The sequence below is a fragment of the Herbaspirillum frisingense GSF30 genome (genome assembly GCF_000300975.2).
In the GTDB taxonomy this organism is placed as follows: Bacteria; Pseudomonadota; Gammaproteobacteria; order Burkholderiales; family Burkholderiaceae_D; genus Herbaspirillum; species Herbaspirillum frisingense.
Map to the genome: position 1 here is coordinate 1 of NZ_AEEC02000003.1, position 22,935 is coordinate 22,935.

Below are 22,935 nucleotides of genomic sequence, written 5' to 3' on the forward strand. Positions count from 1 at the left end.
GGCCGGGGTGGCCACCGCTGCCGCAGGTGCTGCGGCCGGCGCCGCCGGCTTGGCAGCAGCCGGCTTGGTGGCGGGCTTGGACACCGCCTTGGCCGGTGCAGCCTGCTGGGTGCTGGCCGCGGTCTCGGGCGGTGTCACGGGGATGATGGTCGTCGCGAATTGCGCATGCGCATTGCTGATCACGCCCAGCATGCACAGCAGCGCGGTCACTGTTTTGGTTGTTGCGAGGTGTGGTGTACGCATATTACGCATGGACTAATCGTTGGTTCGTAAAAGGTTAGAAGTTGTTGTTGCCGGTCATGGAGTCCGGCAGGTTCACGTTCTGGTAACCGGGCACGCTGCTCTTGATCGCCTCCATCGGGTTGGAACCGATCTTGGAGAAGCCGTTGAGTTCGAGCTGGATGAAGAAGCCCGTGGACGCCTTGGTAGAAGACGTCGGGATGCGCTGCGCGACCACCCGGAAGACCCAGCAATCGGCCTTGTATTCGAAGCCGGCCAGGCCTTCGGCCACGGTGCGGTCGGGGATGGAGTAGTTCATGCGGCCCACGGCGTAGATACGCTGGGTCAGGGGCCATTGACCGGAGATGTCCACCTGCTTGAGCGGGTCGAGCACGCCGGTGTAGGGATTGATATAGGTACGGTCGAGACGGTATTGCAGGTTCAGCACGCGCTTGGGGGCGGGCTGCCAGCGGATGCCGAAGGTCGAACGCACCATCTGGCGCAGGGTTTCGCTGTACTGCACCGTGTTGTCGGTGGAGAATTCGCGCGTGATCTGGCCACCCAGTGCCAGCAGCAGGTCGGACTTGCTGCCCAGGTTCGTGGTCGTGGTGCCACTGATGCCGACCTTGGGGTCGGTGAAGTAATAGCGTTGACCGACTGCGGCGCGCAGGCGCTCCAGGCCGTTCTCCTCGATCAGGCGGGAGGTCACGGCAGCGGTCAGCTGGTTGGCATCGCTGATACGGTCGTGGCCGACGAAGCGGTTCTCGGTGAAGATCTGGGCAAAGTTGAAGTCCGCCAGGCCGGAATCGAAGACCGGGAATTGTGACTGATCGCGATAGGGCGTACGTACGTAGAACAGGCGCGGTTCCAGTGTTTGCGTCATGCTGCGGCCGAGCAGGTTGGATTCACGCTCGAAGATCATGCCCGAGTCCAGCGACAGGGTCGGCAAGGTACGCGAGAAGGTGGTCGGCTGCCCAACTGAAGTGTTGTTCAGGCTGTATTGCGTGGCATCCAGGATCACCTTGGGCGTGATGAAGTAGCCGGGACGGATGATCGGATACGACACGGTCTGCGTCACATAGCTGCGATCGCCCCCGACCAGGTCGCCGCTGCTGAAACGGGTGAATTCGGCGACCGTATTGAAATCGAAGCCGCCGACGTCATAGCGGGTACCGTTGAAAGTCAGCTGCGGTACACGGTCATAGGGCTTGGAAATCGGGGCATTGACGTCCTGCAGCAACTGGTACTTGGAGACCAGGCCGGTCACGTTCCAATACGTGCTGCTGTAGCTGAGGCTGACATTACGCGGCAACAGGCGCTGCGTGCTACCAGTGATGGAATGCGCGAAATCGGATGGGTAGTCGTTGTCGGAAGCCTTGTTCAGGTTCCACGCCAGCTGCAGGCCGGGGGCCAGGGTCTGGTTATGGATCGAGGACAGCGAATAGCGCCCCGTGCCTGTAACCCGGTCCTGGATGCCCTCGACATAGGCGACACCGTTGTAGCTATCGCCCATGTAACGGGTTTCGGCCCCCATTTGCAGGCCGCGACGGGCGATGTACTTCGGCACCAGCGTCAGATCATAGTTGGGCGCCAGGTTGAAGTAATAGGGTACCGCGACTTCGGCCCCACCATTGGTGGTCATCCCGATGGTGGGCGGCAACACACCAGACTTGCGCTCGCCCGACAAGGGGAACGACATCCAGGGTGCGCCCAGGATGGGCACATCCTTGAAATAAACCAGACCGCCATGCATGACGCCCTCGTCACGGCCGCTGTCCAGGTCCATGGTATTGGCGCGCAGGTACCAGTCCGGGTCCGGGGCTTCGCAGGTGCTGTAGGTGCCACGGGTCACCTGCGCCTCATCGTCGGAGATGAAATCGATGCGTTCGGCCTTGCCGCGTCCGCCGTTCTTGCCCAGCAGATAAGTCGGCTTGGTCACGTAGCCCGCGCCGGTGCCCATGTTCATCTGGGCATAGTCGCCCGTGTATTGGTCCTGCAGGCGCTGCATCCAGACGTGCCCGGTCGCTTCGACCTCGTCCTGGATGATGCGGTATTCGGCCTTGTCGGACTTGATGGTGGTGCTGCCCTTGACCAGTTCGACGTCGCGATCGAGGTTGACCTGGCGATCCGGACGGCCGGTCATCTGCTCGGCACTGACATTGACCGGGGCGTCCTGGTCCTGCGCCGGGGTGGGTGCTGGCGAGGCCGTGGGCAGGCTCATCTGCGCGTGCACGGAAAGCGGCAACAGGGCCGAGGCCGAAGCCACCACCATTGCCGAAGAAAACAGACGCGCCAGCCGCCAGTTGACAGTACGTTCAGTTAAAGACTTGGAAAACCGGATCATGAAAAGAGAGGCTAGATACCGTGCAGGCGGATTTTTTGGGGTTAATCCCTTATTATATGGGAACTCAACCACGTCCAACGATTTCCTCAGATAGTTCATGTCTTCACCTGGTTCAAACCCCGATTCCCGCCTGTCCGAACTGCAAGCCTGGCTGGCTACCCTGGCCGCCACTCCCGTGCTGCCCTCTTCCCTGCGCCCGGCCTCGGCCGACGCCAGTTTCCGCCGATATTTCCGCGTGGATACAGCGGACGGTGGCACGGCCATCGCCATGGATGCCCCGCCGCCGCAGGAAGACGTGCGCCCCTTCGTCAAGGTCGCCAGTCTCTTCGGCGAAACCGGCGTGACCGTGCCCAAGGTGTTGGCACAGGATGCGGAACGCGGTTTCCTGCTGCTTTCGGACCTGGGTTCGACCACCTACCTGTCGCAACTGTCGGCCGATAGCGCGCACGCACTATACATGGACGCGATCGAGGCCCTGGTACTTTTACAAGCGCAAAGCAAGCCCGAAGCGCTGCCAGAGTATGACCGGCCGCTGCTGCTGCGCGAGCTGGAACTGTTCCGCGAGTGGTATATCGGCAAGCACCTGGGCGTGACGCTCACCGACGAGCAGAATGCGGTACTGGACAAGACCTTCGACGCCATCCTGGCCAACAACCTGGCGCAAGCGCAGGTCTATGTGCATCGGGACTACCATTCGCGCAACCTGATGGTGATGCCCAAGGGCAATCCGGGCATCCTCGATTTCCAGGATGCGGTCTATGGCCCCATCACCTATGACCTGGTTTCGCTGCTGCGCGATGCCTACATCCAGTGGGACGAGGAAATGGTGCTGGACTGGGCCATCCGTTACTGGGAAAAGGCGCGCCGCGCCGGCCTGCCAGTGACACCCGACATCGACAGTTTCTACCGTGACTTCGAGTGGATGGGCCTGCAGCGCCATCTGAAGGTGTTGGGCATCTTCGCCCGTCTGTGGCACCGCGATGGCAAGGATGGCTACCTGAAGGACATCCCGCTGGTGATGGAATACACCCTCAAGACCGCGCGCCGCTACGTGGCCTTCACCCCGCTGGTGCGCCTGATCGAAAAGCTGGAACAGGAACACGCACCCAAGTTCGGCTACACCTTCTGAGGCGCCGACCATGAAAGCCATGATCTTCGCCGCCGGACGCGGCGAGCGGATGCGTCCGCTGACCGATACCTGCCCCAAGCCGCTGTTGAAGGTCCGCGGCCGGCCGTTGATCGTCTGGCAGATCCTGTCGCTGGTGCGCGCCGGCATCACCGAGATCGTCATCAACCATGCCCATCTGGGGCAGATGATCGAAGACACCCTGGGTGACGGCAGCCGCTACGGTGCGCAATTGCGCTACTCGGCCGAAGGCACGGCGCTGGAAACCGCAGGCGGCATCGCCCAGGCGCGCCACCTGCTGGGCGAGGAGCCTTTCATTGCAGTATCCGGCGACATCTGGTGCCCGCACTTCGATTACTCCGAACTGCTGAGCGTGCTGGAAGACGAAGACCCGTGGGGCAATCCGCTGCCGGAAGACAAACGCGACATAGCCTGGCTGTATCTGGTCAAGAATCCGCCCTTCCATCCCGCAGGCGACTTCGCACTGAACAATTTTGCCCTCTCCAATGACGGTGAACCCAAGCTGACCTTCGCCAACATTGGCGTGTACCGCCCGCAGATGTTCGATGGCATCACCCCTGGCGAGCATGCCAAACTTGGCCCGCTGCTGCGCGAGTATGCGGCGCAAGGCCGTATCGGTGGTGACGTCTATCGCGGCGTGTGGCACAACGTCGGTACCATCGAACAACTGGAAGCACTGAACCAGCCGCCCCAAGGAAACCCGCCATGAGCTTCGACGCCACTCCCTTCGCCGCCCGCCGGGCGCGTCTGATCGCCAGCCTGCAACAAGCCGGAGGGGGCGTGGCCATCATCCCGACCGCACCCGAGGTGATGCGCAACCGCGATGCCGACTATCCGTATCGCCATGACAGCTATTTCTACTACCTGACCGGCTTCACCGAACCTGAGGCGATGCTGGTGCTGGTCGCCGGCAAGGAAAACCGAAGCATCCTGTTCTGCCGCGACAAGAACCTGGAACGCGAGATCTGGGATGGCTACCGTCACGGCCCGCAAGCCGCACAGCAGCTGTTCGCCCTGGACGCCGCCCATCCCATCGAGGAACTGGACAAGAGCATGCCGGCCCTGCTGGCCGACGCCCGCGCGGTCTACTTTGCACTGGGCCAGGACGAGAAGCGTGATGCGCAATTGCAGCGCTGGCTGCAAGGCGTGCGTGCACTGGCCCGCAGCGGCGTGTCGGCGCCGGGTGCCGTGGTCGATGTGAACGTGCTGCTGGACGACATGCGCCTGTTCAAGGACGCCTTCGAGATCGACCTCATGAAGCGCGCCGGCGTCATTTCCGCAGAGGCGCATTGCCGCGCCATGCGCATCTGCCGCCCCGGTCTGCGTGAATACCACCTGGAAGCCGAGCTGCTGCACGAATTCCGTCGCAACGGTTCGCAATATCCGGCCTACGGCTCCATCGTCGCCACCGGTGCCAACAGTTGCGTGCTGCACTATCGCGCCGGCGACGCCGAGATCAAGGACGGCGATCTGGTACTCATCGACGCCGGCTGCGAACTGGACAGCTACGCCTCCGACATCACCCGCACCTTCCCGGCCAACGGCCGCTTCAGTGGTCCGCAAAAGGCACTGTATGAGATCGTGCTGGCCGCGCAGGCGGCCGCCATCGCCGAAACCGCACCGGGCAAGCGTTTCATGGACGGACATGATGCCGCCGTGCGCGTACTGGCGCAGGGCATGCTGGACACCGGCCTGCTGGACAAGAGCAAGGTCGGCTCGCTGGAGGACGTCATCGAAAAGGGCGACTATCGTCAGTTCTACATGCACCGCACCGGCCACTGGCTGGGTATGGATGTGCATGACGTGGGCGACTATCGCGATCCTGCCACCGCCGACGGCAGCAAACCCTGGCGTACGCTACAGGCGGGCATGGTGCTGACCATCGAACCTGGCATCTATGTGCGTCCGGGTGAAGGCGTGCCAGAACAGTTCTGGAACATCGGTATCCGCATCGAGGATGACGCCCATGTCACCCCCGCCGGCTGCGAGCTGCTGACCACCGGCGTACCCACCCGGGTCGACGATATCGAAGCCCTGATGCGCCAGGGCTGACCGGTGGGCATCGGTATCATCGATGCCCGCGCCCAGGAAGCCACGGCATGCGCCGGATCAAGCCCGGTCGCCGTGGCTCCGCTACAATGACGCCTTCCCGAATCTTTCATCCAAGGCATCATCCGGCATCATGCAACCCGTCGATTTCGATCTGATCATCTGTGGTGGCGGCCCGGTCGGCCAGAGCGTGGCCGGTCTGCTGGCACGTCGCCAGCGACCTGCGGCGCGCATCGCCTTGATCGACATGAAGACGCCCGAGCAGGCCGCCACCGACCCACGCACCATCGCGCTTTCCTATGGCAGCCGCCAGATCCTGGAAGAACTGGGCGCCTGGGACGACATCGGCCGCAGCGCCACCGCCATCGAACAGATCCACGTCTCGCGCCGCGGCCATTTCGGCCGCACATTACTGGACCGCAAGGACTACGACCTGCCAGCGCTGGGCTATGTGGCCCGCTACGGGGAAGTCAACCGGGCGCTGGCGACCGCCATCGCGCCATTGGGATTGACGCTGATGCGACCGGCCGAGGCGCAGGACATCAGCGAAGAGGACGACCACGTTGCCGTCACCCTCAAGGACGGCCAGGTGCTGCGCGCTGCACTGGTGATCCAGGCCGAGGGCGGCGTCTTCGGTGAGCAGCAGCAAAAGACCCTGCAGCGTGACTACCAGCAACTGGGCGTGATCGCCCATGTGCATGCCGACCAGCCCGTCGCGCACCGCGCCTTCGAGCGCTTCACCGATGAAGGCCCGCTGGCGCTGCTGCCGCAGGACGATGGCTATGCCTTGGTCTGGTGTGTCCGTCCGGCCACCGGCGAACAGCTGCTGGCGCTGGACGACACCGCCTTCCTGGCCGCCCTGCAGCGTACCTTCGGCGAGCGGCTCGGGCGCTTCACCCGCATCAGCCCACGCCACGCCTTCCCGCTGGGCCTGAACGCCCGCCCCGGCCAGGGCCGGCGTGTCGTGGCCATCGGCAATGCCGCGCAGACGCTGCATCCCGTCGCCGGCCAGGGCCTGAACCTGGGCCTGCGCGACGCCCGTGTACTGGCCGATGTGTTGGCCCGTGACCTCACGCCGCAAGCGCTGCAGGCCTTCGACCGCCAACGTGACCAGGACCGGGGCCTGACCATCCGCCTGACCGACCTGATGGCGCGCATCTTCGCTGGCTCACCCCAGGGCTCGCCGCTGCAGGCCGCGCTGGGCCTGTCGCTGGGGGCCATCGACCTGCTGCCCGGTGCGCGCGCCCTGCTGACCGGGCAGATGATGTTCGGCCGTCGCTGATGCGAATAAAGCTGCATACGCGCGGTAGCAGTCCGTCGCGCATGCGGTCAGGAAATGCGACAATGCTGACTCGCGGCGCCAGCCGCCCCACCTAGCAGACACGCATTTGCCATGAAACAAGACCCGCGCTTCAAGAACCTCTTCATCCTCGACCATCCGCTGATCCAGCACAAGCTGTCGCACATGCGCGACAAGCGCACCTCCACGCGTACCTTCCGCGACCTGCTGCGCGAAATCACGCTGCTGATGGGTTATGAAATCACGCGTGATCTGCCGCTGACCACCGAGACCATCGAGACCCCGCTGGTCACCTACGAGGCGCCGGTGATCGCCGGCAAGAAGCTGGCCGTGGTGCCGGTGCTGCGCGCTGGCGTGGGCATGAGCGATGGCCTGCTGGAACTGATTCCTTCGGCCCGCGTGGGCCACATCGGCGTCTACCGTGACGAGAACCACCTGCCGGTGGAATACCTGGTGCGCCTACCTGACCTGCAGGACCGCATCATGATCCTGTGCGACCCCATGGTGGCCACCGGCAACTCCGCCGTCTATGCCGTCGATGCGCTGAAGAAGCGCGGCGTGCCGGCTTCGCACATCGTCTTCGTGGCACTGGTCGCCGCCCCGGAAGGCGTGCAGGTCTTCGCCGATGCGCACCCAGACGTGAAGCTCTATGTCGCCTCGCTGGACTCTCACCTGGACGAGGACGCCTACATCGTCCCGGGCCTGGGCGATGCAGGGGATCGTATCTTCGGCACCAAGTGAGCATAAAAACGGCCCGCGCTGCAGTTCGTGCAAACGCGGGCCGATTCATCTGAACGGCCGCATGCTGCGGCCCCTCTTGCTTCGCTGGATTACTTGACGGCAGCGCCGCTGGCTGGTGCGGAGGTGCTGGCGGTCACCGGAGCCGATGCCTGGGTCGGCTGCACTGGCGTTGCAGGCACCGCCTTGTTCTGCTCAGTGCTGACCCTCTTGTCGACCACAGCCGACTCGCCCATCTTCACCGGCAACTGACTGGGGTAATCATATCCATTGCCACGAGAGTGGTCGACGATGGCGCCAATGCCACCGCCGAAGATGATGTTGCCCCACATTGAACCGGCAGCCCGCGATATTGCCTTGAGCAAACCGTCTGGAGTTTCGTTGCGCTTGCAGACCACGTCCAGGTCTTCGTTGGATTTGCGAACCTGCACGTTGGCAGGAGAGGTCGCGGTCCAGGAGCCTTTGTCGTTGCTGAGGATGCAGGCGGCTTCCACCGGCTTGTCCTGGTAGACGGTCGTTACCGACACGGTTTGTGTATCGCTTTGCGTAATGGTTGAGCAGCCGGAAACCAACACGACGCAGAGCGTCGTGAACGTCATTCTCATCATGGATTTTCCCCTTGGATTTTTGATCTATTCAGTCTTGCCGTACTGCCGGGCCGGAACGGTGATCGGCGGCATGCGCCCCTGAAATTGAGCATGCTAATACGGCTTGCAAATTGTACAAGATGTACTTTAGTGCAAGCCGTCGGAAGATCAAAAAATTCGCGGGGATGTTTATGCCATCGATCAGTCCACCGCCTTGACCATATCCTCGATGACCTTCTTGGCATCGCCAAAGACCATCATGGTCTTGTCCATGTAGAACAGTTCGTTGTCCAGCCCGGCATAACCGGCGGCCATGGAGCGCTTGTTCACGATCACGGTCTTGGCCTTGTAGGCCTCCAGGATGGGCATGCCGGCGATCGGCGACTTCGGGTCCTTGGCGGCCGGGTTGACCACGTCGTTGGCCCCCAGCACCAGTACCACATCGGCCTGGGAAAATTCGCTGTTGATGTCTTCCATCTCGAAGACCTGGTCGTAGGGCACTTCGGCCTCGGCCAGCAGCACGTTCATGTGACCGGGCATGCGACCGGCTACCGGGTGGATTGCATACTTCACGGTCACGCCGTTGTGGGTGAGCTTTTCGGTCAATTCCTTCAGGGCATGCTGGGCGCGCGCCACTGCCAGGCCGTAGCCGGGCACGATGATGACGGTCTCGGCATTGCCCATCAGGAAGGCCGCATCATCGGCCGAACCGGACTTGACATTGCGCTGCTGCTGCGCGCCGCCACCGGCGGCGGCGGCCTCACCGCCAAAGCCGCCCAGGATCACGTTGAAGAAGGAGCGGTTCATCGCCTTGCACATGATGTAGGACAGGATCGCGCCGGACGAGCCGACCAGCGAACCGGCGATGATGAGCATGGAATTGTTCAGCGAAAAGCCGATGCCGGCTGCCGCCCAGCCGGAATAGCTGTTGAGCATCGAGACCACCACCGGCATGTCGGCGCCACCGATGGGGATGATGATCAGCACGCCCAGGGCGAAGGCGATGGCGGCCATGATGATGAAGGGCAGCCAGTTCTGCGTGAGGACGAAGATGATGCCGAAGCCGATCATCGCCACCGCCAGCAGCAGGTTCAGGAAGTGCTGGCCGGAGAAGTTGACCGGGGCGCCCTGGAACAGGCGGAACTTGTATTTGCCCGAGAGCTTGCCGAAGGCGATTACCGAACCCGAGAAAGTGATGGCACCAACGAAGGTACCGATAAAGAGCTCCACACGGTTGCCCACCGGGATGGCTTGCCCATGGCCGGAAATGCCCAGCGCCCAGGGTTCGGCCACGGCCGCCACCGCAATGCAGACCGCCGCCAGGCCGATCAGCGAGTGCATCGCCGCGACCAGTTCGGGCATCTTGGTCATTTCGACGCTGCGCGCCAGGTAGGCGCCGATGCCGCCGCCCACGATCACGCCGGCCGCCACCAGCAGGTAGCCGATGTCACCGGAGGCATTGCCGCCCTCGCTCTTGAGCTTCACGATCAGGGCCAGGGTGGTCAGTACCGCGATGAGCATGCCGGCGATACCGAAGCTGTTGCCGCGTCGTGCCGTGGCCGGGTGCGACAGGCCTTTGAGCGCCTGGATGAAGCAGATCGATGCGATCAGGTACAACAGGGTCACCACATTCATGCTCATGCTTGTTCTCCCGACTTGGCCTTGGGCTCTTTCTTCTTGAACATTTCCAGCATGCGCTGGGTCACCATGAAGCCGCCGAACACGTTGACCGCCGCCAGCGCCACGGCCAGCGTACCGGCAATGCGGCCCACCGTGCCTTCGGTCAGGCCTGCGGCCAGCATGGCGCCGATGATGATGATGGCCGAGATGGCATTGGTCACCGCCATGAGCGGTGTGTGCAAGGCGGGAGTGACGGTCCAGACCACGTGGTAGCCGACATAGATGGCCAGCACGAAGATGATCAGGTTGATGATGGTGTGGCTGACTTCCATGTTGTTCCTCCTTGTGGCACGACCGGCCGAAGCGGCTGGCCGTGCGGATTATTGGTGAGGGGTCAGATCGCTTTGAGGCTGGTGATGCGGTTCTTGTCGTCCACGAAGACGACCTTGGGCTTGTAGGTGGCGACTTCTTCATCGCTCATTGGCGCATAGGTGCAGATGATCAGCAGGTCACCCAGATGCGCCAGGCGGGCAGCTGCGCCATTGAGCGAAATCTCGCCGCTGCCGCGCTTGCCACGAATGGCATAGGTGGAGAAGCGCTCGCCGTTGTTGACGTTGTAGAGCTCGATCTTCTCGAACTCGCGGATGTCGGCCGCTTCCAGCAGGTCTTCGTCGATTCCGCAGGAGCCTTCGTAGTTCAGGTCACACTGGGTGACCGAGGCGCGATGGATCTTCGCGCGCAGCATGATGCGTTGCATGTACTTCTTCCTTCTTTGTTTCCGTGGGTGATGATTTGCGGCTAAAGGGCCGGGATTGCCCGGGTTTTCCGCCGCCCCGGGCCGGCAGATTCATTTGCGCAGGATTTCGCCGCCCTGGCAGAGCAGTGTGGCCGCGACGATGTCGTCTTCCCGGTTGATGACCAGCTTGCCCTCGGCGTCGATGATCAGTTTCAGGAAGTCCAGCACGTTGCGGGCATACAGGGCCGAGGCATCGGCCGCCACCAGGGCCGCCAGGTTGCCTTCGCCGATGATGTGCACACCGTGCTTGATGACGGTCTTGCCGGGTTCCGACAAGGGGCAGTTGCCCCCCTGGTCGACCGCCATGTCCAGGATCACCGAACCGGGCTTCATGGCCTTGACGGTCTCTTCACTGATGAGCACCGGTGCCTTGCGGCCGGGGATCAGGGCGGTCGTGATGATGATGTCAGCCTGTCTGGCACGTTCATGCACCAGTTCTGCCTGGCGCTTCATCCAGTCCGGTGGCATGGGGCGGGCATAGCCGCCCACGCCCTGGGCGATTTCCTTCTCTTCGTCGGTCAGGAAGGGAACATCCAGGAATTTGGCGCCGAGCGACTCGATCTGCTCCTTCACGGCCGGACGTACATCAGAAGCCTCGATCACCGCACCCAGGCGCTTGGCGGTGGCAATGGCCTGCAGGCCGGCCACGCCGGCACCCATGATCAACATGCGGGCGGCCTTGACGGTGCCGGCGGCAGTCATGAGCATGGGCATGAAGCGCTGGTAGGTATTGGCCGCCATCAGCACGGCCTTGTAGCCGGCGATGTTGGCCTGCGAAGACAGCACGTCCATGGATTGCGCCCGCGTGGTACGCGGCGCGGCCTCCAGGGCGAAGGCTGTGAGCCCGGCGGCGGCCATGGCGGCGATGTTGTCGGCATCGAAGGGGTTGAGCATGCCGACGATCACCGTGCCTGGCGTGATGCGGGCCCGCTCGCTCTGGCTGGGCGCCCGCACCTTGAGCAGGATTTCGGCGCTGTAGACCGCCTCGGCACTGCCGATGCTGGCGCCGACGGCGACATAGGCCTCGTCAGGAATGCTGGACTTGATCCCGGCCCCGGATTCGACCATCACCTCGTGCCTGGCGGCCACCAGTTTCTTGACGGTTTCGGGGGTGGCGGCGACACGGGTTTCTCCGTCCCGGCTTTCGGCGGGGATCGCTATCCTCATTCCTGGCTCCTTTTTTTGTGGATTCTTGCCCCAATCTTACACGACTGCCCTTGTCGGCCAAGTAATTTACCGATCCATGAGAACCGCCGCAGCCGCTTGTGTGGCGAGGGCTGGCGCTGAAGAGTCGGCCCCGACAGGGTAGAATGCCGGATTCACGAGGTCATCAATGTCTGAAGTCTGGAAACCCTCTGTCACCGTCGCCGCCGTCATCGAGCGCGACGGCCGCTTCCTGATGGTGGAAGAACATAGCGCCGGCGGGCTGCGCATCAACCAGCCGGCCGGGCACCTGGAACCGGGCGAGTCGCTCATCGAGGCAGCGGTGCGCGAGGCGCTGGAAGAATCAGCCCACGTGTTCAGCCCTACCGCTCTGGTCGGCACCTACCTGTCGCGCAACGTGTCGTCCTCCCGCGGCGGGATGTCGGTTACGTACCTGCGCTTCGCCTTTGCCGGGACGGTCGGCGATGCACTCGATCGACCGCTGGATGAAGGCATCGTGCGCGCCCTCTGGATGACACGCGACGAACTGGCGGCCTGTGCCCAGCGCCACCGCAGCCCGCTGGTACTGCGCTGCGTGGACGACTACCTGCGCGGCCAGCGGGCACCGCTGGAGCTGGTGCATACCGATCCCAGCGCGATCGGGGACTTGCCGGATCATTGAGCGACAGCAGCGCTGCCTGTCGCATAGAACGGAAACAACATGAGCAAGAAAAGAGTAGTCATCGGCATGTCGGGCGGCGTGGATTCGTCGGTTTCGGCATGGCTGCTGAAGGAGCAGGGTTATGAAGTCATCGGCCTGTTCATGAAGAACTGGGAAGATGACGACGATTCGGAATATTGCTCCACCCGCGAAGACTGGATCGACGCGGTCAGCGTGGCCGATGTGGTCGGGGTGGACATCGAGGCGGTCAACTTCGCCTCCGAATACAAGGACCGCGTCTTCGCCGAATTCCTGCGCGAATACCAGGCGGGACGCACACCCAACCCGGACGTGCTGTGCAATGCCGAAATCAAGTTCAAGGCCTTCCTGGACCACGCCATGAAGCTGGGCGCCGATCTGATCGCCACCGGCCACTATGCGCGCGTACGCCAGGGTCCTCAGGGCGACTTCCAGCTGCTCAAGGCGATGGACGCCAGCAAGGACCAAAGCTACTTCCTGCATCGCCTGAACCAGGAGCAGCTCTCGCGCACCGTCTTCCCGCTGGGGGAGATCCACAAGACCGAAGTGCGCAAGATCGCCGAGCAACTGCAACTGCCCAATGCGAAAAAGAAGGATTCGACCGGTATCTGCTTCATCGGCGAGCGGCCCTTCCGCGAATTTCTCAACCGTTACCTTTCCTACAAGCCGGGGCCGATCAAGACCGCCGATGGCCAGACGGTGGGCGAGCATGTCGGCCTGTCGTTCTATACGCTGGGCCAGCGCAAGGGCATCGGCATCGGCGGCCTGAAGGCGCACCAGAATGCCGACGGCCATGGCGACGCCTGGTACGTGGCGCGCAAGGATGTGGACAACAACACCCTCTACATCGTGCAAGGCCATGACCACCCCTGGCTGCTGTCGCCCACGCTCTCGGCCGGCCAGGTCAGCTGGGTCGCTGGCCACGCGCCGCAACTGCCGGCGCTGTCGGCCAAGACGCGCTATCGCCAGGCTGACGTCCCCTGTGGCTTCAGCGACGCCGGTGCCAGCTTCTCGCTCGCCTTCGACAATGCCCAGTGGGCCGTCACGCCGGGGCAATCCGCCGTGTTGTACGACGGCGACGTCTGCCTGGGTGGCGGCATCATCGAAACTGGCGCATTGCCCGACTAGACATTCCTGTAGATCAACATTCTGACGCCCCGACGGTGATTTCACCTCGGGGCACTTTCTTTTGGGCAACATCTCGGCGATGGGTGGCCTTGAACTGTCAGCCTGATGGCTCCAGATGATAAAAATTATCAATCACACCGATAAAAGGGCTTGCAATCCGGCCGCAAATGGCAAATAATCTAAATAAGAATTGTTCGCATTTAATAGGAGGTGATTGTAATGAGCCAACTGAACGACAACAGCATGGAACGTCGCAACAAGCCGGGCACGACCGCCAACGGAACTCCGATCACCCGCATCAAGAGCACGGACCTGTTCCGTCAGATGCGCGAACTGGAGATCGATCATGGCGGTCGCATCTACAAGCTGCGACTGACGCAATTGAACAAGCTGATCCTGACGGCCTGATCCGGTCGTCTTCAGGAGAAGGTGGATAAACAGGCCAGCCAGCGTCGTTCGTCATGACGCGTCGCCAGCCAAGCTAGCCCAGCGAGGAGAGTTTGATGGTTACCGAGAACATGACGTCCGCATTTGTGGAACCCAACAACGCACCGGCCCAACCTGAACTTCTGGTGTCCGCCGTGTTGCATCTGATGTCGCACTACACCGCCAACAACAGCCAGGAAACGCAAAGCTGCGTGAAGCTGGCCTCGGTGATCGAAAGACACCTGAAAGCGCTGGCGGAATTGCCCAACCTGGCGCCGGTACTGCGGGCGACCTGCCAGCAGTTGTCGGAACAATGGGCGCATGTGGTGGAACGGACGATGCCGCCGCCGGAAAAATTCAATTTCTTCTCGCGCATGGTTGCAGGAGCGAGATCTGCATAGAGCCTGATGAAGCAGGCAGCAAGGCGTACAATGATCGTATGTGTTTGTAACAACATCTCCGAAGGCAAGATCCATCAGGCGGTCGATGCAGGCATGACGTCCATGGCCGAGTTGCGCAAGCAGCTCGGCGTGGGTACTTGCTGCGGCAAGTGCCATTCCTGCGCCAAGAATGTCCTGCGCGAGTGTCTCAGCAATACCCGACAAACACAGCAGGGCGCCCGTCCGGTGGTATTCCATCCCGCCTTCGCGGCCGCCTGAACAAGATCAATGAACGCCATTTCACCGTCTCTCATGAGTGTCAGCCCACCCAGCGCCCTGTTGCGCCAGGCACGCAAGATCGGCCCGCTGGGCCTGATCATCCTGTTGCACATCGCTTTCTTCTGGGCGCTGCAAAGCGGCCTGGTCAAGCAGGCCGTCAATGCCGTCCCCAAGGAAGTCATCGCCACCTTCATCGTGCCGGAAAAGGCCCCTGAACCGGCACCTCCCAAGGCCGAGCCGGCCCCGCCCAAGCAGGTGAAGATCGTCAAGAAGGTGGTGGCGCCGCCCAAGCCGGTTCCGGTCACGGAAACCCCGACCCCGACCAGCATCACCGCACCACCGCAACCGCCGCAGCCGGCCACGCCTGCGCCTCAGGCAGCCGCCGAGCCGACCCCGGCACCGGCCGCACCACCGGGTCCGGTCCTGCCCAAGCAGATCACATCCGGCATCGAATACATCGAGAAACCGAATCCGAGCTACCCCAGCGTCTCGCGCCGCATGGGTGAAGAAGGCGTGGTCGAGTTCCGCGTCACCGTCAACACCAGCGGCCGCGCGGAAAAGGTGGAGATCACCAAGTCCTCAGGCTATTCCCGCCTGGACGATGCCGCGCGTACGGCCATCATGCGTGCCGTGTTCAAGCCCTACATCGAGAACGGCAAGGCCATCACCGTCAGCACGGTCGGCAGCCTGGCGTTCCGCCTGAACTGAGACCGCTGATAGCGGACCACGCAGCACTGGACAACATCGACAGCATTTTGCCGGGCCTGGCCCGGCATCGTATCCGTTTCATCATCCCCTCATCTGATAGACACAAATAGAAGGAAATATCATGGAAGTTAGTCCCTACGGATTGGAAAGCCTCTGGGCGCAAGGCGATTTCGTGACCAAGGGCGTCGCCGTCCTGTTGCTGGCCATGTCGATCGCATCGTGGTACGTGATCATCACCAAGGCGCTGCAGCTGCTGCGTTTCCGCAAGGCCTCGGCGGCCGCTGGCCACCAGTTCTGGGATACCACCAGCCTGCCTGAAGGCGTGGCCACCCTGGGTCAGGAAAATCCCTTCGCCGATGTCGCCCGCGCCGGCGTCACCGCCATGAGCCACCACACCGCCCACAAGGGCCACCTGCATGACCAGCTGTCGGTGAGCGACTGGGTCACCCTGTCGCTGCGCCAGGCCATCGACGAAGCCTCCGGCAAGCTGCAGACCGGCATGGCCGTGCTGGCTTCGGTCGGTTCCACCGCTCCGTTCGTGGGTCTGTTCGGTACCGTCTGGGGCATCTATCACGCGCTGGTGTCCATCGGTACCACCGGCCAGGCCAGCATCGACAAGGTCGCCGGCCCCGTGGGCGAAGCCCTGATCATGACCGCACTCGGCCTGGCCGTGGCCATTCCCGCCACCTTTGGCTACAACGCCCTGGTACGCGGCAACAAGACCACCATCGCCAAGCTCAACAAGTTCGGCTTCGACCTGCATGCCCTGTTCGTCACCGGTGCCCGCGCCGCCGATGAAGATGGCCAGCCCAATGGTGGCAAGGCCAAGCTGACCGCCGTCGGGAGGGCATGATGGCAATGGGTTCCCTGTCCGATTCGGACGACGACTTCAATCCGGAGATCAACACCACCCCGCTGGTGGACGTGATGCTGGTGCTGCTGATCATCTTCATCATCACCATCCCGGTGATGAACCACGCGGTCAAGATCGACCTGCCCAAGGCCAGCAGCCAGCCTGACCAGGTCAAGCCGGAAAGCATCAACCTGTCCATCGACGCGACCGGCAACGTCTTCTGGAACGAAGAAAAGATCGACAGCAGCGAGCTGGGTGCGCGCATTGCCGTGGCGGCCCAGAAGCAACCGCAGCCCGAACTGCACCTGCGCGCCGAACGCACCACCCAGTACGAAAAGGTGGCGCAGGTCATGGCGGCCGCGCAATCGGGCGGTCTCGCCAAGATCGGTTTCGTGACGGATCCCGAGAAAAAGTAAGCCGCGAAACAAGCCGCGATGCGACCGCCTGCCGGTCGTCCGATGTCCATCCCAAGGGATGGCCGGAAAAACCTCCCTCGCCCGCCGACGGAGGTTTTTTCGTTTTCATTCACTCGCAGCAACAAAGGCAAGAATGATTCGCGCTAATTAATGATGAAGATTGGAAACGGCTGCGCTATGATCCGTCCGTCAACGCCGTGGCCAGGCAGCCATCCGCCCCCCAGCAAACGCGGCTCCCCCTTCAATCCCCCATTTTTTCGAGGTGCCCATGAAAGGCGATCCCGCAGTCATCAAGTTGCTCAATGCCCAGCTGACCAACGAACTTACCGCCATCAACCAGTATTTCCTGCATGCCCGCATGTACAAGCACTGGGGTCTGGACAAGATCGGCGCCAAGGAATACGCCGAATCCATCGGCGAAATGAAGCATGCCGACAAGCTGATCGACCGCATCCTGATGCTGGACGGCCTGCCCAACCTGCAGGCGCTGCACAAGCTGATGATCGGTGAAAACACCAAGGAAATGATCGAATGCGACCTGAAGCTGGAACAGGCCGCCCACAAGACCGTCAAGGAAGGCATCGCCACCTGCGAACAGCATGGCGACTATGTCTCCCGTGAACTGTTCCAGATGATCCTGGACGACACCGAAGAACACATCGACTGGCTGGAAACCCAGCTGGACCTGATCGACAAGGTCGGCATCCAGAATTACCTGCAAAGCCAGATGTCGCCGGCCAGCGAATAAAGCTGCACTGCCCAGGCAGACAAACAAAAAGCGCGCTCGGTTGAGCGCGCTTTTTTGTTGACCTTGTTCTGTGGACCTTGTCCCCTACAGCAGGGACAGCCTCAGAGGTGCGGCACCGTATCCTTGAACGACACCCGCTCCGACACCTTGTCGAACAGGCGCGCCAGTTGCGGATAGTCATCGCGCCAGGCCTGATCCGGGAAGCGGAAGCTCAGCCAGCCCAGTGCACAGCAGACCGCCACATCGGCCAGGGTGTAATGATTGCCCACGCAGAAAGGCTTTTCGCCCAGACCCTCGGCCATTGCCTTGAGCGAGGCCTCGACCTTGCTCCACTGGCGCTTGATCCATTCCGGGCTCTGCTGCTTGGTCGGCCGCATGGTCTTTTCCAGGCGCACCAGCACGGCAGCATCCAGCATGCCGTCCGCCAGCGCTTCCCAGCACTTGATCTCGGCGCGTTCGCGACCATTGGGGGGCAGCAGCTTGCCCACAGGGGTCAGGGTATCGAGATACTCGACGATCACGCGGGAGTCGAACATGGCGCCACCGTCATCCATCAGCAGGCAAGGCACCTTGCCCAGCGGATTGTTTTCTTGGATGGTGGTCGATGCGCTCCAGACATCTTCCAGGATGAATTCGTAATCGATCTTTTTTTCAGCCATCACGACGCGCACCTTGCGCACGAAGGGACTGGCATTGGAGCCGATGAGTTTTAGCATAGCAAGTGGAGTAATGATCTGAGTCGATTATAACATTCGCATTTCTTGGCAAAATCGTGAAGAGTAATGCCTGGGACGGAAAGCAACGGTCGGCCAACAACGCGTGCTGGCCGGAAAACTGGGCTGCCCAGCGCGCGGATGGTAAAATGCCGGCCTCGGGCGATTCGGGTTTTTAGGCAAATGCCTCTGAAAACTCGCCAATCTTCAGTCAACGCATCTCATCCGTTTCCATCATGTCCCTCTCTGCTCTCTCGGCCCTGTCCCCGCTGGACGGCCGCTACGCCTCCAAGACCGATAAACTGCGTCCGCTGCTCTCCGAAGCGGGCTTCATGCACCATCGCGTGAAGGTCGAGATTGCCTGGCTGCAAGCCCTGTCGGAGGCCGGCTTTGCCGAGATCAAGCCGTTCTCCGCCGAGGCGCGCGCCTTGCTGGACAAACTGGCCGCCGACTTCACCGAGGCCGACGCCGCCCGCATCAAGGAAATCGAAGCCGTCACCAACCACGACGTGAAGGCGGTCGAATACTGGCTCAAGGAAAAAGTGAAGGATGTGCCGGAGCTGGTGGCCGCCTCCGAATTCATCCACTTCGCCTGCACCTCCGAAGACATCAACAACACCTCGCACGGCATGATGTTGAAGGCCGCCCGCGACACCGTCGTGCTGCCCTCACTGCAAGCCGTGATCGCCCGCCTGACCGAACTGGCGCACGAGCACGCCGCCGTGCCGATGCTCTCGCGTACCCACGGCCAGCCGGCCAGCCCCACCACCCTGGGCAAGGAAGTGGCCAACGTCGTGGCACGCCTGCAACGCGCTGCCAAGCGCATCGCCGCCGTCGAGATCCTGGGCAAGATGAATGGCGCCGTGGGCAACTACAACGCCCACCTCTCGGCCTACCCGCAGACCGACTGGGCCGCCTTCTCCAAGCAGGTGGTGGAACAGCGCCTGGGCCTGGTCTTCAATCCCTACACCATCCAGATCGAGCCGCATGACTACATGGCCGAACTGTTCGATGCCGTCGCCCGTACCAATACCATCCTGCTGGATCTGAACCGCGACATCTGGGGCTACATCTCCCTGGGCTACTTCAAGCAACGCACCAAGGCTGGCGAAATCGGTTCCTCGACCATGCCGCACAAGGTCAACCCGATCGACTTCGAGAACTCCGAAGGCAACCTGGGCATGGCCAACGCCGTGTTGAAGCACCTCGCCGAAAAGCTGCCGGTCTCGCGCTGGCAGCGCGACCTGACCGACTCCACCGTGCTGCGCAACATCGGCGTGGGCTTCGGTTATACCGTGCTGGCCTACGATAGCTGCCTGCGCGGCCTGAACAAGCTGGAAGTGAACCCGCAACGTCTGGCCGACGACCTCGACGCCACCTGGGAAGTGCTGGCCGAGCCGGTACAGACCGTGATGCGTCGTTATGGCATCGAGAATCCGTATGAACAACTGAAGGAACTGACCCGCGGCAAGGGTATTTCCAAGGATGCGCTGCGTGACTTCATCAACGGCCTGGCCATCCCCCAAGAGGCCAAGGACCATCTGCTGGCCATGACCCCGGCCAACTACATCGGCACCGCCGTGGAACTGGCCAAGACCATCTGATCCTGCCAGTCCCGCTCGCCCGCCTTTGGAATGGCGCACAGCAATGTGCGCCATTTTTCATTTGCGCAGAGAATAAACTGAAGCAAAACTGATTACTCGCAAAACCGGATGGCTGAAGTACCATTTCGACCAGTAATGCGAGTAGCCAAAGCTCTTTATACTCATCAGCGTCAAAAAGAGTGGCATCATCCCTTGCCGCCGGGAATGCAAGGCCTTGGCACCGCGCATCTCGTGAAGACTTCGCATTGAAGACTTCATGCCGAACACTTCCCCCGACGCAAGAACGAACTGCCCGCCCTGCAGAACCATTGCAGAGCTAGCCGCTCCAACCGCCACCAACTTCTGCCTGCCCTATGGATCGCTACACCAAACCCGCCGTACTGCTGCACTGGCTGATTGCCCTGCTGATCATTTCCGCCTTCGGGCTGGGCCTGACCATGGTCGACATTCCTGGCCTGACGCCGACCAAACTGAAGTATTTTTCCTGGCACAAGTGGCTGGGTGTGACCGTCCTGGCCCTGGTCTGCGTGCGCTTGCTGTGGCGCCTCACGCACAAGGCACCGGCCTACCCGCGCAACATGCCGCAATGGCAGCAATCGGCTGCCCATGGCCTGCACCTGGGCCTGTACGTGCTGATGTTCGCCATTCCTGTTTCCGGCTATCTCTACAGCCTGGCCGCCGGCGTGCCGGTGGTCTACCTGGGCGTGGTGCCGCTGCCGGTGCTGATCGCGCCCAATCCCGAACTCAAGCCACTGCTCAAGGCCACCCATTACTGGCTCAACATGACGCTGCTGGCGGCCTTCGCGCTGCACGTGCTGGCCGCGCTGAAGCACCAGTTCATCGATCGTGACAATATCTTCAAGCGCATGCTGCCCTGAACCTGCATCGCATGATTCTTCATATCTTGCTCGTTTTTACACGGAACCCGACATGACCCTCTCCCGCTTCATTCGCCCCTCCCTGCTGGCCCTGGCTGCCGCTTCCTTCACATTGGCTGCACAAGCGGCTCCGTTAAAAGTGGATGCCGCCAAGAGCGCCGTGACCGCCACCTTCAAGCAGCTCAACGTCCCGGTGGACGCCAAGTTCAAGAAGTTCACCGCCACCATCGATTTCGATGCCGCCAAGCCGGCCGAAGGCAAGGCTTCGGTGGAGATCGACGTCGCCAGCTTCGACCTGGGCGAGCCTGAGTACAACAAGGAAGTGCTGAAGAAGGAATGGTTCAACGCCGCGCAGTTCCCCAAGGCCACTTTTGTCACCAGCAGCATCAAGCCGGCCGGCAGCGGCAAGTTTGACGTGGCCGGCAAGCTGACCATCAAGGGCAAGAGCACCGACGTCTCCTTCCCCCTGACCGTGAAGAAGGAAGGCAGTACCCAGGTCTTCGACGGTACCCTGCCCATCAAGCGCCTGACCTACAACATCGGCGAAGGCGAATGGAAGGACACCGGCATGGTGGCCGATGAAGTCACGATCAAGTTCCACATCGTCGCACAGTAAGCCAACAATAAAACAGCAGCTCCGCGCCATGTCGCACCGCCTCGCAGCGGGCTTCCCCCAGCGCTTTTTTCTCTCAACAAGGAATCGAATCACATGAAACTGAACCACCTCCTGCTCGCCCTGGTCGCCGCTGGCGCCGCCGTTTCCGCCAACGCTGCCGACACCTACAGCATCGATCCCAGCCACACCTATCCCAGCTTCGAAGCTGACCACATGGGCGTGTCGATCTGGCGCGGCAAGTTCGACAAGACCAGCGGCACCGTGACCCTGGATCGCGCTGCCAAGACCGGTACCGTCGACATCATCGTGGACACCGCCTCCATCGACTTCGGCATGAGCAAGATGAACGATCACGCCAAGAGCGCCGATATGTTCGACGTCGCCAAGTATCCGACCGCCGAGTACAAGGGCACAATCAAGTTCAACGGCGACAAGCCGGCCACCGTGGAAGGCAACCTGACCCTGCATGGCGTCACCAAGCCGGTCACCCTGACCCTGAACAAGTTCACCTGCATCCAGCACCCGATGCTCAAGCGCGAAGTCTGCGGCGGCGACGCCTCGGCCACCTTCAACCGCGCCGACTTCGGTATCGACTACGGCGCCAAGTATGGTTTCTCCACCGAGACCAAGCTGGCCATCCAGGTCGAAGCGATCAAGACCAACTGATTCGCTTTTCCAGCGCAGAGGTGAAGCTCTGCAGCAGGAAGCAAGCAAAAGCCGATGCGATAATGCATCGGCTTTTTTGTTTGTGCGGCTTGCTTGCGATCATGGAGCAATTTGCCGCAACGCCGCACAATGGCTCGCATTCGCCGTTTTGCTGCCCTGCAAAACTTTTTAAAACGCGCTAATCTAAGCGCCGTTCCCCAAGGAGCAAGTAGCATGTCGTTAGCAGACCTACGTAAAGACTACAGCCGCGCCAGCTTGTCCGAGCTCGATACCGCCGCCGACCCGATCGACCAGTTCGCGATCTGGTTCGATGAGGCGACCCGAGCGCAGATCCCCGAGCCCAACGCCATGAGCGTGGCCACGGTCGGGGCCGATGGACGCCCCTCGTCGCGCATCGTGCTGATCAAGCAGTTCGACCAGCAGGGCTTTACCTGGTTTACCAACTACGACAGCCGCAAAGGCGTCGACGTCGCCGCCCAGCCTTACGTGGCCTTGCTGTTTCACTGGGTAGAACTGGAACGCCAGGTTCGCATCGAAGGAAAGATCGAACGCGTTACCAAGGAAGAAAGTGACGCTTACTTCTACAGTCGCCCCTTGGCCAGCCAGCTCGGTGCGATTGCATCGCAGCAGAGCCGTACCGTGGCCGACCGCGAGACGCTGGAACAGCAATACGAAACAACCAAGCAGCAATTCGGGGAGCATCCATCCCGCCCGGAGCACTGGGGCGGCTACCGTGTCATTCCCGATCGCATCGAATTTTGGCAAGGCCGCCCCTCCCGCCTGCACGACCGCGTGCTCTACACGCGTGATGCCAACGGGCAATGGCAGCGGCAGCGCCTGCAGCCCTGAGGGAAGTAGCATGCCTGGCAGGGCGCAA

Annotated in this window: 26 protein-coding genes and 1 pseudogene; 19 read left to right on the forward strand and 8 right to left on the reverse strand. The window is 61.9% G+C overall.

Annotated features, from left to right (window positions below):
- Nucleotides 1-252: pseudogene (locus HFRIS_RS02765) on the reverse strand (molecular chaperone SurA); the annotation flags it as partial.
- 25 nt (nucleotides 253-277) lie between these two features.
- Nucleotides 278-2,563 carry an LPS-assembly protein LptD gene (locus tag HFRIS_RS02770; protein ID WP_039874126.1) on the reverse strand — a complete coding sequence of 762 codons (2,286 nt, stop codon included), beginning with the start codon at nucleotides 2,561-2,563 and terminating at the stop codon, nucleotides 278-280.
- Between the two features lie 97 nt (nucleotides 2,564-2,660).
- On the opposite strand from HFRIS_RS02770, the gene HFRIS_RS02775 reads away from it, so the two are divergent.
- From HFRIS_RS02775 to upp, 5 genes are all read left to right on the forward strand, one after another.
- On the forward strand, nucleotides 2,661-3,692 hold the full coding sequence (locus tag HFRIS_RS02775) for an aminoglycoside phosphotransferase family protein (protein WP_006461701.1): 1,032 nt from the start codon (nucleotides 2,661-2,663) through the stop codon (nucleotides 3,690-3,692).
- A 10-nt stretch (nucleotides 3,693-3,702) separates the two neighbouring features.
- Entirely contained in the window at nucleotides 3,703-4,419 is a 717-nt protein-coding gene (gene murU / locus HFRIS_RS02780; RefSeq protein ID WP_006461702.1) for an N-acetylmuramate alpha-1-phosphate uridylyltransferase MurU, read from the forward strand.
- Nucleotides 4,416-5,762 (forward strand): aminopeptidase P N-terminal domain-containing protein, encoded by a 1,347-nt coding sequence (locus HFRIS_RS02785; protein WP_006461703.1) that lies wholly within the window; start codon nucleotides 4,416-4,418, stop codon nucleotides 5,760-5,762. The genes murU and HFRIS_RS02785 overlap by 4 nt, the downstream gene beginning before the upstream one ends.
- Before the next feature lie 130 nt (nucleotides 5,763-5,892).
- Entirely contained in the window at nucleotides 5,893-7,041 is a 1,149-nt protein-coding gene (locus tag HFRIS_RS02790) for an FAD-dependent monooxygenase (RefSeq protein WP_006461704.1), read from the forward strand.
- A 111-nt stretch (nucleotides 7,042-7,152) separates the two neighbouring features.
- Nucleotides 7,153-7,800, forward strand: a complete 648-nt coding sequence (gene upp / locus HFRIS_RS02795; protein WP_006461705.1) for a uracil phosphoribosyltransferase — start codon at nucleotides 7,153-7,155, stop codon at nucleotides 7,798-7,800.
- Between the two features lie 89 nt (nucleotides 7,801-7,889).
- Here the strand turns inward: upp and HFRIS_RS02800 are convergent, their stop codons facing one another.
- The 5 genes from HFRIS_RS02800 to HFRIS_RS02820 form a co-directional block, all read right to left on the reverse strand.
- Nucleotides 7,890-8,405 carry a hypothetical protein gene (locus HFRIS_RS02800; protein ID WP_209442996.1) on the reverse strand — a complete coding sequence of 172 codons (516 nt, stop codon included), beginning with the start codon at nucleotides 8,403-8,405 and terminating at the stop codon, nucleotides 7,890-7,892.
- 180 nt (nucleotides 8,406-8,585) lie between these two features.
- Complete coding sequence (locus tag HFRIS_RS02805; protein ID WP_006461706.1) at nucleotides 8,586-10,025, reverse strand: NAD(P)(+) transhydrogenase (Re/Si-specific) subunit beta; 1,440 nt, start codon at nucleotides 10,023-10,025, stop codon at nucleotides 8,586-8,588.
- The gene (locus HFRIS_RS02810) at nucleotides 10,022-10,336 is read right to left on the reverse strand and encodes an NAD(P) transhydrogenase subunit alpha part 2 (protein ID WP_006461707.1); all 315 of its coding nucleotides are present in this window, start codon (nucleotides 10,334-10,336) and stop codon (nucleotides 10,022-10,024) included. Before HFRIS_RS02810 ends, HFRIS_RS02805 begins: the two co-directional genes overlap by 4 nt.
- Nucleotides 10,337-10,398: 62 nt before the next feature.
- On the reverse strand, nucleotides 10,399-10,761 hold the full coding sequence (gene panD, locus HFRIS_RS02815; protein ID WP_006461708.1) for an aspartate 1-decarboxylase: 363 nt from the start codon (nucleotides 10,759-10,761) through the stop codon (nucleotides 10,399-10,401).
- Nucleotides 10,762-10,851: 90 nt separating this feature from the next.
- Complete coding sequence (locus tag HFRIS_RS02820) at nucleotides 10,852-11,967, reverse strand: Re/Si-specific NAD(P)(+) transhydrogenase subunit alpha (RefSeq protein ID WP_006461709.1); 1,116 nt, start codon at nucleotides 11,965-11,967, stop codon at nucleotides 10,852-10,854.
- 166 nt (nucleotides 11,968-12,133) lie between these two features.
- Between HFRIS_RS02820 and HFRIS_RS02825 the strand changes: the two genes are divergently transcribed.
- The 9 genes from HFRIS_RS02825 (at nucleotide 12,134) to bfr (ending at nucleotide 17,581) form a co-directional block, all read left to right on the forward strand.
- Entirely contained in the window at nucleotides 12,134-12,625 is a 492-nt protein-coding gene (locus HFRIS_RS02825; protein WP_006461710.1) for an NUDIX hydrolase, read from the forward strand.
- A 39-nt stretch (nucleotides 12,626-12,664) separates the two neighbouring features.
- On the forward strand, nucleotides 12,665-13,771 hold the full coding sequence (gene mnmA, locus HFRIS_RS02830) for a tRNA 2-thiouridine(34) synthase MnmA (RefSeq protein ID WP_039874133.1): 1,107 nt from the start codon (nucleotides 12,665-12,667) through the stop codon (nucleotides 13,769-13,771).
- A gap of 219 nt (nucleotides 13,772-13,990) precedes the next feature.
- Nucleotides 13,991-14,179 carry a hemin uptake protein HemP gene (hemP, locus tag HFRIS_RS02835; RefSeq protein ID WP_006461712.1) on the forward strand — a complete coding sequence of 63 codons (189 nt, stop codon included), beginning with the start codon at nucleotides 13,991-13,993 and terminating at the stop codon, nucleotides 14,177-14,179.
- Between the two features lie 95 nt (nucleotides 14,180-14,274).
- Nucleotides 14,275-14,598, forward strand: coding sequence for a hypothetical protein (locus HFRIS_RS02840; RefSeq protein WP_006461713.1), 324 nt, complete (start codon nucleotides 14,275-14,277; stop codon nucleotides 14,596-14,598).
- Between the two features lie 30 nt (nucleotides 14,599-14,628).
- Entirely contained in the window at nucleotides 14,629-14,856 is a 228-nt protein-coding gene (locus HFRIS_RS02845) for a (2Fe-2S)-binding protein (protein WP_006461714.1), read from the forward strand.
- Between the two features lie 9 nt (nucleotides 14,857-14,865).
- Nucleotides 14,866-15,564: an energy transducer TonB gene (locus HFRIS_RS02850; RefSeq protein WP_039874138.1), complete on the forward strand. Its 699-nt coding sequence runs from the start codon at nucleotides 14,866-14,868 to the stop codon at nucleotides 15,562-15,564.
- A gap of 121 nt (nucleotides 15,565-15,685) precedes the next feature.
- On the forward strand, nucleotides 15,686-16,417 hold the full coding sequence (locus HFRIS_RS02855; RefSeq protein WP_039874140.1) for a MotA/TolQ/ExbB proton channel family protein: 732 nt from the start codon (nucleotides 15,686-15,688) through the stop codon (nucleotides 16,415-16,417).
- Nucleotides 16,417-16,833: an ExbD/TolR family protein gene (locus tag HFRIS_RS02860; RefSeq protein WP_006461717.1), complete on the forward strand. Its 417-nt coding sequence runs from the start codon at nucleotides 16,417-16,419 to the stop codon at nucleotides 16,831-16,833. The genes HFRIS_RS02855 and HFRIS_RS02860 overlap by 1 nt, the downstream gene beginning before the upstream one ends.
- Before the next feature lie 268 nt (nucleotides 16,834-17,101).
- Entirely contained in the window at nucleotides 17,102-17,581 is a 480-nt protein-coding gene (bfr, locus tag HFRIS_RS02865) for a bacterioferritin (RefSeq protein ID WP_006461718.1), read from the forward strand.
- A gap of 101 nt (nucleotides 17,582-17,682) precedes the next feature.
- Here bfr and HFRIS_RS02870 read toward each other — a convergent pair whose 3' ends face one another.
- The gene (locus HFRIS_RS02870; protein WP_006461719.1) at nucleotides 17,683-18,297 is read right to left on the reverse strand and encodes a glutathione S-transferase family protein; all 615 of its coding nucleotides are present in this window, start codon (nucleotides 18,295-18,297) and stop codon (nucleotides 17,683-17,685) included.
- A gap of 233 nt (nucleotides 18,298-18,530) precedes the next feature.
- On the opposite strand from HFRIS_RS02870, the gene purB reads away from it, so the two are divergent.
- From purB to pdxH, 5 genes are all read left to right on the forward strand, one after another.
- Nucleotides 18,531-19,898, forward strand: a complete 1,368-nt coding sequence (purB, locus tag HFRIS_RS02875; protein ID WP_006461720.1) for an adenylosuccinate lyase — start codon at nucleotides 18,531-18,533, stop codon at nucleotides 19,896-19,898.
- Nucleotides 19,899-20,251: 353 nt separating this feature from the next.
- Nucleotides 20,252-20,776 carry a cytochrome b gene (locus HFRIS_RS02885; protein ID WP_006461723.1) on the forward strand — a complete coding sequence of 175 codons (525 nt, stop codon included), beginning with the start codon at nucleotides 20,252-20,254 and terminating at the stop codon, nucleotides 20,774-20,776.
- Nucleotides 20,777-20,828: 52 nt separating this feature from the next.
- Nucleotides 20,829-21,392: a YceI family protein gene (locus tag HFRIS_RS02890; RefSeq protein ID WP_006461724.1), complete on the forward strand. Its 564-nt coding sequence runs from the start codon at nucleotides 20,829-20,831 to the stop codon at nucleotides 21,390-21,392.
- A gap of 93 nt (nucleotides 21,393-21,485) precedes the next feature.
- Nucleotides 21,486-22,058, forward strand: a complete 573-nt coding sequence (locus tag HFRIS_RS02895) for a YceI family protein (RefSeq protein WP_006461725.1) — start codon at nucleotides 21,486-21,488, stop codon at nucleotides 22,056-22,058.
- A gap of 213 nt (nucleotides 22,059-22,271) precedes the next feature.
- Nucleotides 22,272-22,907, forward strand: coding sequence for a pyridoxamine 5'-phosphate oxidase (gene pdxH, locus HFRIS_RS02900; protein ID WP_006461726.1), 636 nt, complete (start codon nucleotides 22,272-22,274; stop codon nucleotides 22,905-22,907).
- The last annotated feature ends 28 nt before the right edge of the window (nucleotides 22,908-22,935 follow it).

Bases quoted from the DNA above. Each gene is read 5' to 3' on its own strand.
- HFRIS_RS02770 (WP_039874126.1), bottom strand. From the start codon at position 2,563: ATGATCCGGTTTTCCAAGTCTTTAACTGAACGTACTGTCAACTGGCGG.
- HFRIS_RS02775 (WP_006461701.1), top strand. From the start codon at position 2,661: ATGTCTTCACCTGGTTCAAACCCCGATTCCCGCCTGTCCGAACTGCAA.
- murU (WP_006461702.1), top strand. From the start codon at position 3,703: ATGAAAGCCATGATCTTCGCCGCCGGACGCGGCGAGCGGATGCGTCCG.
- HFRIS_RS02785 (WP_006461703.1), top strand. From the start codon at position 4,416: ATGAGCTTCGACGCCACTCCCTTCGCCGCCCGCCGGGCGCGTCTGATC.
- HFRIS_RS02790 (WP_006461704.1), top strand. From the start codon at position 5,893: ATGCAACCCGTCGATTTCGATCTGATCATCTGTGGTGGCGGCCCGGTC.
- upp (WP_006461705.1), top strand. From the start codon at position 7,153: ATGAAACAAGACCCGCGCTTCAAGAACCTCTTCATCCTCGACCATCCG.
- HFRIS_RS02800 (WP_209442996.1), bottom strand. From the start codon at position 8,405: ATGATGAGAATGACGTTCACGACGCTCTGCGTCGTGTTGGTTTCCGGC.
- HFRIS_RS02805 (WP_006461706.1), bottom strand. From the start codon at position 10,025: ATGAGCATGAATGTGGTGACCCTGTTGTACCTGATCGCATCGATCTGC.
- HFRIS_RS02810 (WP_006461707.1), bottom strand. From the start codon at position 10,336: ATGGAAGTCAGCCACACCATCATCAACCTGATCATCTTCGTGCTGGCC.
- panD (WP_006461708.1), bottom strand. From the start codon at position 10,761: ATGCAACGCATCATGCTGCGCGCGAAGATCCATCGCGCCTCGGTCACC.
- HFRIS_RS02820 (WP_006461709.1), bottom strand. From the start codon at position 11,967: ATGAGGATAGCGATCCCCGCCGAAAGCCGGGACGGAGAAACCCGTGTC.
- HFRIS_RS02825 (WP_006461710.1), top strand. From the start codon at position 12,134: ATGTCTGAAGTCTGGAAACCCTCTGTCACCGTCGCCGCCGTCATCGAG.
- mnmA (WP_039874133.1), top strand. From the start codon at position 12,665: ATGAGCAAGAAAAGAGTAGTCATCGGCATGTCGGGCGGCGTGGATTCG.
- hemP (WP_006461712.1), top strand. From the start codon at position 13,991: ATGAGCCAACTGAACGACAACAGCATGGAACGTCGCAACAAGCCGGGC.
- HFRIS_RS02840 (WP_006461713.1), top strand. From the start codon at position 14,275: ATGGTTACCGAGAACATGACGTCCGCATTTGTGGAACCCAACAACGCA.
- HFRIS_RS02845 (WP_006461714.1), top strand. From the start codon at position 14,629: ATGATCGTATGTGTTTGTAACAACATCTCCGAAGGCAAGATCCATCAG.
- HFRIS_RS02850 (WP_039874138.1), top strand. From the start codon at position 14,866: ATGAACGCCATTTCACCGTCTCTCATGAGTGTCAGCCCACCCAGCGCC.
- HFRIS_RS02855 (WP_039874140.1), top strand. From the start codon at position 15,686: ATGGAAGTTAGTCCCTACGGATTGGAAAGCCTCTGGGCGCAAGGCGAT.
- HFRIS_RS02860 (WP_006461717.1), top strand. From the start codon at position 16,417: ATGGCAATGGGTTCCCTGTCCGATTCGGACGACGACTTCAATCCGGAG.
- bfr (WP_006461718.1), top strand. From the start codon at position 17,102: ATGAAAGGCGATCCCGCAGTCATCAAGTTGCTCAATGCCCAGCTGACC.
- HFRIS_RS02870 (WP_006461719.1), bottom strand. From the start codon at position 18,297: ATGCTAAAACTCATCGGCTCCAATGCCAGTCCCTTCGTGCGCAAGGTG.
- purB (WP_006461720.1), top strand. From the start codon at position 18,531: ATGTCCCTCTCTGCTCTCTCGGCCCTGTCCCCGCTGGACGGCCGCTAC.
- HFRIS_RS02885 (WP_006461723.1), top strand. From the start codon at position 20,252: ATGGATCGCTACACCAAACCCGCCGTACTGCTGCACTGGCTGATTGCC.
- HFRIS_RS02890 (WP_006461724.1), top strand. From the start codon at position 20,829: ATGACCCTCTCCCGCTTCATTCGCCCCTCCCTGCTGGCCCTGGCTGCC.
- HFRIS_RS02895 (WP_006461725.1), top strand. From the start codon at position 21,486: ATGAAACTGAACCACCTCCTGCTCGCCCTGGTCGCCGCTGGCGCCGCC.
- pdxH (WP_006461726.1), top strand. From the start codon at position 22,272: ATGTCGTTAGCAGACCTACGTAAAGACTACAGCCGCGCCAGCTTGTCC.